Source organism: uncultured Corynebacterium sp. (assembly GCF_947253065.1).
Taxonomy (GTDB): domain Bacteria; phylum Actinomycetota; class Actinomycetes; order Mycobacteriales; family Mycobacteriaceae; genus Corynebacterium.
This window is the reverse complement of sequence record NZ_CAMXWS010000005.1, coordinates 69,447-78,425: the sequence shown is the minus strand read 5'-3', so window position 1 is coordinate 78,425 and position 8,979 is coordinate 69,447. Positions and strand designations below refer to the sequence as shown.

At 60.3% G+C, this 8,979-nt stretch carries 10 protein-coding genes; 4 read left to right on the top strand and 6 right to left on the bottom strand.

Translation table 11 applies throughout. The features are described from left to right. The 4 genes from Q0X21_RS02570 to rimP form a co-directional block, all read right to left on the bottom strand. Positions 1-406: translation initiation factor IF-2 N-terminal domain-containing protein (locus Q0X21_RS02570; RefSeq protein ID WP_297850138.1), on the bottom strand; the 406-nt coding region annotated here is incomplete at its 3' end. 135 nt (positions 407-541) lie between these two features. After that, positions 542-823, bottom strand: a complete 282-nt coding sequence (locus Q0X21_RS02565; protein ID WP_297850136.1) for a YlxR family protein — start codon at positions 821-823, stop codon at positions 542-544. A gap of 150 nt (positions 824-973) precedes the next feature. Then, positions 974-2,011: a transcription termination factor NusA gene (gene nusA, locus Q0X21_RS02560; RefSeq protein ID WP_297850134.1), complete on the bottom strand. Its 1,038-nt coding sequence runs from the start codon at positions 2,009-2,011 to the stop codon at positions 974-976. Positions 2,012-2,048: 37 nt separating this feature from the next. Further along, complete coding sequence (rimP, locus tag Q0X21_RS02555; protein WP_297850133.1) at positions 2,049-2,603, bottom strand: ribosome maturation factor RimP; 555 nt, start codon at positions 2,601-2,603, stop codon at positions 2,049-2,051. A gap of 50 nt (positions 2,604-2,653) precedes the next feature. Here rimP and Q0X21_RS02550 point away from each other — a divergent pair, with 50 nt between their 5' ends. Further along, positions 2,654-3,463 carry a DUF4439 domain-containing protein gene (locus Q0X21_RS02550; protein WP_297850132.1) on the top strand — a complete coding sequence of 270 codons (810 nt, stop codon included), beginning with the start codon at positions 2,654-2,656 and terminating at the stop codon, positions 3,461-3,463. Positions 3,464-3,476: 13 nt separating this feature from the next. On the opposite strand, the gene Q0X21_RS02545 is transcribed toward Q0X21_RS02550, so the two are convergent. Continuing rightward, positions 3,477-5,261, bottom strand: coding sequence for a proline--tRNA ligase (locus Q0X21_RS02545; RefSeq protein WP_297850130.1), 1,785 nt, complete (start codon positions 5,259-5,261; stop codon positions 3,477-3,479). A gap of 31 nt (positions 5,262-5,292) precedes the next feature. On the opposite strand from Q0X21_RS02545, the gene yaaA reads away from it, so the two are divergent. Continuing rightward, a complete protein-coding gene (gene yaaA / locus Q0X21_RS02540) occupies positions 5,293-6,036 on the top strand; it encodes a peroxide stress protein YaaA (protein WP_297850129.1) in 744 nt (247 codons plus the stop codon). 183 nt (positions 6,037-6,219) lie between these two features. On the opposite strand, the gene Q0X21_RS02535 is transcribed toward yaaA, so the two are convergent. Next, complete coding sequence (locus Q0X21_RS02535; protein WP_297850128.1) at positions 6,220-7,122, bottom strand: endonuclease domain-containing protein; 903 nt, start codon at positions 7,120-7,122, stop codon at positions 6,220-6,222. 70 nt (positions 7,123-7,192) lie between these two features. Between Q0X21_RS02535 and Q0X21_RS02530 the strand changes: the two genes are divergently transcribed. Then, the gene (locus Q0X21_RS02530; RefSeq protein WP_297850127.1) at positions 7,193-7,918 is read left to right on the top strand and encodes a DUF1648 domain-containing protein; all 726 of its coding nucleotides are present in this window, start codon (positions 7,193-7,195) and stop codon (positions 7,916-7,918) included. Between the two features lie 12 nt (positions 7,919-7,930). Continuing rightward, the gene (locus Q0X21_RS02525; protein ID WP_297850126.1) at positions 7,931-8,974 is read left to right on the top strand and encodes a thermonuclease family protein; all 1,044 of its coding nucleotides are present in this window, start codon (positions 7,931-7,933) and stop codon (positions 8,972-8,974) included. The last annotated feature ends 5 nt before the right edge of the window (positions 8,975-8,979 follow it).

Here is an 8,979-nt window from a genome sequence, read left to right as displayed (position 1 = left end):
ACGGCTTCGGCGCTTCCTTCTTGGCAGCTGCAGGCTTCGGGCCCGGCTTCGCAGCAGCGGGCTTCGGCGCCGCGCCCGGCTTCGGAGCAGCTGCTGGTTTCGCAGCAGGCTTCGCCGCTTCCTTCTTTGCAGCAGGCTTAGCTGCACCCGGCTTCGCGGCAGGCTTCTTCGCTGCCGGCTTCTTGTCAGCAGCGGCCTTGGCGTCCTTAGCCGGTGCTTCTTCCTTGCCACCTTCTGCGGCAGCGCGCTCTTCGTAGAGCGCCTTCATCTTCTTCACCACCGGGGGTTCGATGGTGGAAGATGCGGTCTTGACGAATTCGCCTTCCTCTTTCAGGGTGGCGAGCAATTCCTTACTTGTTACGCCGATCTGTTTTGCCAGTTCGTGAACGCGTAGCTTTCCGGACACTTGTCTCCTCTTTGTTGGGCTAGAGGCAACAGTCCGCAGCTACGCGGCAGGCCTCTAGACGATGGTCATGACGTTCATCGCTGATGCTTCATGGTCTGCTTCATGGTTGAAGACTCATCAGTTCTTTAGTCCTTTTCACTTGCTGTGCGGAATTTCTTCCGCGATGTACTTTCGTACGGCGCTGGTGTCCACGTTTGCAGACACCCGGAGGGCCCGCCCGAAGGCGCGGCGCGACTCCGCTAGCTCACATGCTTCCATGGTGGGCGTTATCCAGGCCCCGCGGCCGGGAAGTCTCCGCCCCGGATCCGCGATGACCCGCGTGGGGTCAGTTGGATCGACGACGACGCGCAAAAGTTGAGCGTCCGGCAGCGTGTTGCGCGTTGCTATGCACGTCCGGATTCGAATTTGCTTACTCATTTTCGCTTATCGACGCCTCACCCCGCCATGTCTGCAGGATTGAAGCCAAGGTTCAAGCATACGCTACTTGGCCACAGAATTGTTACTTGTTGTTCACCCGTACCGGGGTGAATCACACAGTCCAGATCATTCAGTCGCAATTAGTCGCGACTAGTCCGCACGATCAGCGTCGGAATGAATGTCGATCTTCCAACCGGTCAGTCGCGCGGCCAGACGAGCATTCTGTCCTTCACGGCCAATGGCCAAGGACAGCTGGTAATCCGGAACTGTCACACGGGCCGTCTGCTCCTCTAGGTTCAAGACTTCGACCTTGATCACTTTCGACGGCGCCAGTGAGTTGCCCACGTACACCGCCGGGTCATCCGAGTAGTCGACAATGTCGATTTTCTCGCCATTCAGGCCTTCCATGATGTTGGTGACACGTGCGCCACGCGGGCCGATGCACGCGCCCTTAGCGTTGATGCCCTTCACGGTGCCCTTCACCGCCACCTTGGAGCGGTGACCAGCCTCACGCGCGATGGCGACGATCTCCACCGAACCGTCTTCCACCTCAGGAACCTCGAGAGCGAACAGTCCGCGAACTAGCTCCGGGTGCGTGCGCGACAGGTTGACCGTGGTGTTGCGCTCACCAGTGGTCACACCCACGACATATGCCTTAACGCGGTCGCCATGCTCCAGCTTTTCGCCCGGGATCTGCTCGGCCGGCAGCAAGATGCCGTCCTGCGGGTTCGCCTCAGTACCTAGCTGGACCACGACGATGCCGCGCTCATTGGCGCTTGCATCACGCTGCACGATGCCAGAAACGACCTTGCCTTCGAGTTCTGAGTATTCGTCGTAGGCGCGACCTGCTTCAACAGAGCGCATGCGCTTGAAGATCGCTTCGCGGACAGCCTGCGCACCAACACGCGAGAAGTTCACCGGGGTGTCGTCGAATTCAGAGACGACCTCGCCCTCTTCATCCAGCTCAGAGACAATCACTGCGACATGGCCGGTCTCGGTGTCAATATCCACACGAGCCTTCGAACCATGCTCAAGTTCAGCCTCACCTCCGCGACCGGAAGGACCGCTTTCCTCCCGCGTTTCGCGGTACGCGGACAGCAGTGCCGTCGCAATCGTGGTCAGCAGATCATCGACCGAAATGCCCGACTCTTTTTCAATGCCTTGAAGCGCAGCGATATCAATATTCACTTGTCGTCCCTACTCTCGTATCTCTAGCTGGTCTAACTTATTCGCCACTCTCAACCGCGAGGGTGGCAACATCGTCATAGTCCTTCTCCGCCAGTTCAACTTCTGTCTCCGGCGGGGTGCTGAACTCAATTTCTACCACCGCACCCGAAACCGACGAAATGGGAGTGAGCTCCACCACGGGATTCTCGCTCTTCTTCTTCGCCGGAACAATCAACGCAACAGTGTCTTCTGCTGCATTCAACGCCCCGATGCGGAAGGTCTTCTCCCCTGCTTTGACCAAACGTCCACGGTTCCTGCGCCAGTGGCGGGATTCCTTCAGCGGCAGATCCACACCAGGTGTGGTCACCTCCAAGGTGTAGCCGGCACCGAAGTTCACCTCGCCGCGCTGCTCGGCGGCGTCGAAAAGCTCAGAAAGCTCGTTGGACACCTCTTCCAACTGATCCAGCGTCGGCGCCTGGTCACCATCGAGCGCGATGACGACCTGTGATTTCTTACCTGCCTTAACCGTTTTCACGGCCTCAATATCCAGCCCGCGTGGCTGTGTGACGGGGCGGATCAGGTTCTCAAGTTCAGCGACTTCTGGAAATGCCATGCCCACCACTGTACGGGTCCGGGTCAACTCGGGCGGTACAGTCTCCCAATGTGAAGTCCTCCCACCAGATCCTCGCTGTTTGCCTCACCGCAGCCCTTACGCTGCCGTTGAGCGCTTGTTCCCCGCTCGACGTCTTCGGACCGCGCGCCAACGGAACGATCATGAAGCTGGCCAAGCAGGCCTCCGCTGACAAGGTCTTCGGCGATGGTGAATGGAGTGAGCTGCGTGGTTTCCATGCCGAGCAACTCAAGGATGAAGCACGACGACTCTGCGGAACGAATGATGCCGGCGAGGTGCCACCCTCGTGCGATGTCACGTATGGCGATACCGACCTACCCGGAGACACCAATGCGCGGGCCCTAGTCAGCCTGACCGCCGAGGCTGCAGACAAAGTCCCGGATGAGTCCCGCGCTCTCGTCGTCGCACAAGCCATCGACGCTGCCACGACAGCCAAGCTCGGCATTGAGGATCCAACGCCAATCGATGAGAAGGACACCGACGCGCTCGAGGCTGCCAAACAGCTCATCAGTGCGGAATATGCCGTGGAATACGGCCTAGACATCGCCAGTGCTTATGCCGACGACCAGCTCCAAGGCCGTATCGACCACCTGCGAACGCTTCACGACGCCCGCCTCGCAGTCCTCCACCACGCCTTCCCCGCCGCGGAACTCCCCGCCCGTGAAGCTGGCTACGAGATTCCTCAGGGCGCACCAACGACCACCGCGGATGCAGTGGCTTTCGTGGACACCCTTGAAAAAGATTTAATCGACCGTTGGCGTGCCGCAGCCGCCACGGCCGATTCCCCCGAATGGCGCGAATTGGCCATCCTTCTGGCTGGCCACGCCCAACGCGCGGCCTAGCCAAAGTTATCCGTTAACGCTTCGCGTTAACCAGCTCCTGGATCTTTTCCACGATCTGATCCGCCGGGACCTCCAGGGTCTCGCCGCCGCGAATCCGCAGCTCGATGATCCCGTCTGCAAAAGCACGACCCAGGATCACGATGAACGGCATACCAAGCAGCTCAGCATCCTTGAACTTGACGCCTGGGGAGACCTTTGGGCGGTCGTCGAAAAGCACGTCGATGCCTGCGGCCTCAAGCTCGTCGACGAGCTTCTCCCCTGCCTCCATGGCAGCCGCATCCTTGTTAGCCACGGCAACATGCACCTGGTACGGCGCGATCTCCTTCGGCCAGACCAAGCCCTTCTCATCGTGGGTCTGCTCCGCAATCACCGCGAGCATACGGGTCACACCAATGCCGTAGGAACCCATCGTGGGCACAGCACGCTTGCCGTTCTCGTCGAGGATCTGCACGTCAAATGCCTCGGTGTATTTACGGCCGAGCTGGAAGATGTGGCCCAGCTCAATGCCGCGTGCCAGCTTCACCGTGCCATTCCCGCTTGGCGACGGATCCCCCTCCTTAATCTCCGCCGCCTCAATGAACTCATCGACCTCGAAATCACGCCCAGCAACCAGGCCGACAACGTGCTTCTGCGGCGCATCTGCACCGGTGATCCACGAAGACCCCTTAACCACGCGCGGATCCGCGTACACCTTCACACCATTGGCATTGAGCGCCTTCGGGCCGACATAGCCCTTCACCAGGAAGTCATTCTTGGCAAAGTCCTCCTCGCTGCCCAGCTCAAATGTTGCTGGCTCCAGGGAAGCCTCGAGACGCTTCTCATCCAGCTCGCGGTCGCCCGGAATGAGCACACCAGCCAGCTGCGGGCCGACCGGCTTACCGTCCTCGTCCACTTCGCGTGGGTCGTTGACCTTCACCACCATGCACTTGAGGGTGTCGGCGGCTTGGACCGGACGATCGTCGATAAGCACGCCCGCGCCCTGCGCCCACTCAACGAACGCGTCGATCGTCTCCGACTTCGGGGTGTCATGCACAACCGCTTCCGGCTGGCCTTCGATCGACTGCTCTGCCGGCGGGACAGTCACAACAGCCTCAACATTGGCGGCGAAATCGCCCGCGGTGGACACCACGAACGTGTCCTCGCCATTGTCGCTGTACGCGAGAAACTCCTCCGAAGCGGAACCGCCCATCGCACCCGACGTCGCCTTGCAAATCTCGTACTTCAAACCGACACGGTTGAAAATCGCCTGGTAAGCAGCACGGTGCTTCGCGTACGACTCATCCAGCCCCTCATCCGACATGTCGAACGAGTAGCTGTCCTTCATCACGAACTCACGCCCACGCAGCACGCCTGCACGCGGACGCGCCTCATCGCGGTACTTCGTCTGAATCTGGTACAGAGTCACCGGGAAATCCTTGTACGACGAGTACAGATCCTTCACCGCGAGCGTGAACATCTCCTCGTGCGTCGGGCCCAGCAGCATGTCCGTGCCCTTGCGATCCTTCAAACGGAACAGGTCATCGCCGTACTCTGTCCAGCGATTCGTGTCCTCGTACGGCTCGCGCGGTAGAAGCGCCGGGAACAGCAACTCCTGCGCGCCGATCGCATTCATTTCCTCGCGCACAATCTCTTCAATATTGCGCAGCGCACGCAGGCCCAGCGGCAACCACGAATACACACCCGGCGCGGCACGGCGGATATAGCCAGCGCGCACCAGCAACTTATGGCTGGGCACCTCAGCATCGGCGGGATCTTCGCGCAACGTGCGCAGGAACAGCGTGGACAAGCGTGTGATCATGCCGGTGAGTTTACCCGGTAGCTTTGAAAGCATGCTGATCGTGCTCCCTCCTTCTGAAACCAAAGCTCCCGGCGGCGAAATGGACGGCATTGATGTGTCGTTTTCCTCACTTGATCCAATCCGCTCCGCGATCATGGATGATCTCGCCGCGCTCGACGTCGACGAGATGATGACCGCGCTCAAGCTCCCCGGTACCAAGCGCGAGGAAGCCGAAGAAAACCTCGAGCTCCGCACAGCGCCCGTCATGCCCGCCATTTACCGCTACACGGGCGTGCTTTACGACGCCCTCGACGCCGGTTCCCTCCCCGACCCCGCCTTGGCGCGCCTCGCCATCGGCTCCGCCCTCTTTGGTGTAGTCCGCGCCGGCGACACCATCCCCCGCTACCGGCTCTCCGGCGGCTCCAAGCTCCCGGCACGCGATGGCACTGTCCCCACAATGAAAGCCCGTTGGGGGTCTGCCATCACCGACGCACTGACCGAGGTAAATGGGTTGATCGTGGACATGCGCTCCGGCGCCTACCAGCAGCTCGGCCCGGTGCCCGGCGCGGTCACCGTCCGGGTTGAGTCCGTGCAGGAAGACGGCTCCCGGAAGGTCGTCAGCCACTTCAACAAGCACTACAAGGGCGAACTCGCCCGGGTGCTTGCCACCGCGCCCGACGCCGACTCGGTGACCGACATCGAAGGCGTCGCCGCCATTGCTGAGGCTGCCGGCATGACCGTCGAGTTGCCCTCCTCCGATGCCAAGGACCCGAATCAGCTCACTTTGGTGGTGTAGGGGCGCGGGGAGTCGTCGATAAGCGTGATTGTGCACTCTGGGGGAGGTTTGCCTTTTGTGGTTTGCCTTTTGCACGCAGCCATAATCAAAACCCCAGGTCGCGGAAGCCGGAAATTCGCAAAAGGCAAACTACAAAAGGCAAACCTGGTATTCGATCGCCGTTACACGCCCGATCGTTGACCATTACGAAACAGCAAGTGCGCGCCTGATCCGCTCTACGAATCCCTGTGGATCGCGGCGTAGCTCCTGCGGCGACACACGGCGCACCAGATAGCCACGGTCCTGCAACTGGTTCTCCCGTTCGCGTTCCGAGCGCAATGTCTCATCTAACGGCTTGTAGGTGACCCCGTCGTATTTTCCACGGCCATCCACTTCGACAATCACACGGCCGACGAGCAGGTCAACGCGGAAATTCCCGATCTGCACCTGCGCGCGTACCTCAAGGCCCGCCTCGATAAGAAGCCCCCGGGCATAGCTCTCATAAGGCGACTCCGAACAATCGATTGCGTGACGAACTACCTCACGGACCGACCCGACGCCCTTCCGCCCGCGCATACGCTGGACTTCCAGCTGCAACTGATTCCGTGTCACGACACCGTGTCCCAAAAGCCAGTCCACGGCCACTAGCCCTTCAAGAAAACCGTGACGCGCTGCGATGTCGAAGGCAGTGCGCAGATAGGTCGTCATGTGCAAACCGTGGGCTTCCGCGAAAGTGTCGGCGAGGAACCCGTCGCGGTAATAGACAACCCCAGGCGCCCACTTTGATTTCGGGGGCAGACCTCCGGAGGGCAGCATGAGCTCGACCTTTTCTTCCGCAGGAGGTACCACCCACATCCCAAGCAACCGCGCAGCCGACCGCCCGCACAACACCGCTCGGGGTGCGCCGGCCGCTACTGCGGCAACGGTGATCCACTTTTGTTCATACGGTTCCAACGCCGAATAGAGCTCGCGCGGCAGAGCAAATCTCGACGAAAGCTCGACGAGTTCCCCCTGGCGCAATTGGCGTTCTTGCGTGAGGCCACCCGAAGCTGCCGACCGCGTGGACACCAATGCCCCAAGAAGCGCGTGTGCTTTTTCTTTATCCATGTCTCCCCCCTCCAGCCATTCTTGCACTGTCAATGGCTTTCCACCCGCGCGTGTCCACTACAGTGGACATGTGAATTCACGAGCCTTGTACAGCGCGGCGCTCGGCGTGGCGCTGCTGACGTTCGCTGTCGTTGTGCTGCGCTACGACGCGGTGCCCGAGCAGATCCCCGTTCACGTCGGCCCGGACGGCGAGGTCGATCGCTGGGTGGCCAAGTCTCTTCCCGCTGCGACGTTCGGCGCGTGGTATTCGCTGCTGCTCCTGGTCTTGTTGCGCTTTGCAGCGCCTCATCCACATATCGCTTATCGACGCCTCCCTGTCTCCCCCACCTCCCCCATTCCCTTTTCACAGACTGCCGCGGATAAAGCTGCCGCACTGTTGCGCATCACACAGCTCTCCTTGGCATGGATCGCCCTTTCCATCGTCGTTCCGCTGTGCTTGCTGCAGGTGACGATGACATTCCCCGAATACGGGCGCTTCACAACACCGGCGTTGGTCACCCTCGTTATCGGATCTTTTGCAGCGGTTATCTACACCTTCGTCCTCATCGCTCGCTGGCCAAAGCAGATGAAGGAGATGCCGACTGACGAGGCTGAGAGAGACAGGAAGAAACACTTTGGCGCAGGATCGGGCATGGGGTTCTATAACGAGCCCGCCGACCCAATGGCAATGTGGATTTCGCCTTTCAACGAGTCAAAGGTAGATCTGAACTGGGCACACCCGCCGGTGAAGAAGTATGTCTACACGATGGGTGTTTTGCTCATCCTGGTGTGCGTCGCACCGTTCTTGCTGGTTTGAGATAGGTGAAAAATGAAAGAGTTGCTGGCCCTTCTTGCGGCAGCAGCGCTGGTGGGCACTGGCGTTGCGGTCGCCGATTTCGTCCGCGGAGACACGTCGGTTGAGCGCGTCATCGACGGCGACACCATCGATGTTTCTGTGAAGGGCGAAACGAAGCGGGTCAGGCTGCTCAACATTGACACCCCTGAGCTTGGGCGCAACGGCGTTTCCGACGAGTGTTTTGCCAGGGAAGCCAAAACTCGCCTTGAGGAGCTTCTTCCTGCGGGAACAAAGGTCTCTTTGGAGTATGACGTCGAAACTCAAGACCGCTACGGACGGGAACTGGCGGGCGTGTTCAAGGAGACCACTTTCATCAACGAAGTCATCGTGAAGGAAGGCTACGCCCACGCGGTGGTCTTTGAGCCGAACCGGAAATTCTACGACCGGATCCTCGCTGCTGAAGCTGGCCCGAAGAACAACAAGTCCGGGGTCTTCGGCGCCGAGGTGGGCTGCTTCGCGCCGGTTCCGCAGGACAAGGAGAAGTTGGAGGGCTTGCAGCAGGATTCGGAGAGCTTGAATGATCTGGATCTTTCGGACCCGAAGCGTATGGGGGATGCGCGCGAGATCGTCGGCCGCATGCGGAGAACCGTCGACGAGATGCGCCGAGCTCTTAAGCGCGATGAGCAAGCCGGTCGCGCCCAGGAATTCTTCTACTCAGCGGAACTTACCGAATTCCTCGACCGCACCGCCTCCCAGGTCGATGACGCGGAGAAGGCCCTGGAGAAGACGGAGAAGAAGGAGAAGAAGGAACAGAAGCGTCGGGAAGACGAGAAGAAGCGTCGCGAGGAGGAACGCCTGAAAGCTGAGCAGGAGCGTGCGGAGAAACAGCGTGAGGCAGAGCGCACCGCGGCGCAGCGCGAAGAAGCACCTTCACAGGCACCTCAGCAAGCACCAGCTGCAGTGGATACGTACACCGGCTGCCGTGCGTACGGCGGGAATTATTCGCTGAATAACGTGGACAAGAACGGGCGTAGATACGCGAAGATCGATTGCACGACAAGGGTGCAGATCGGCTAGTCACG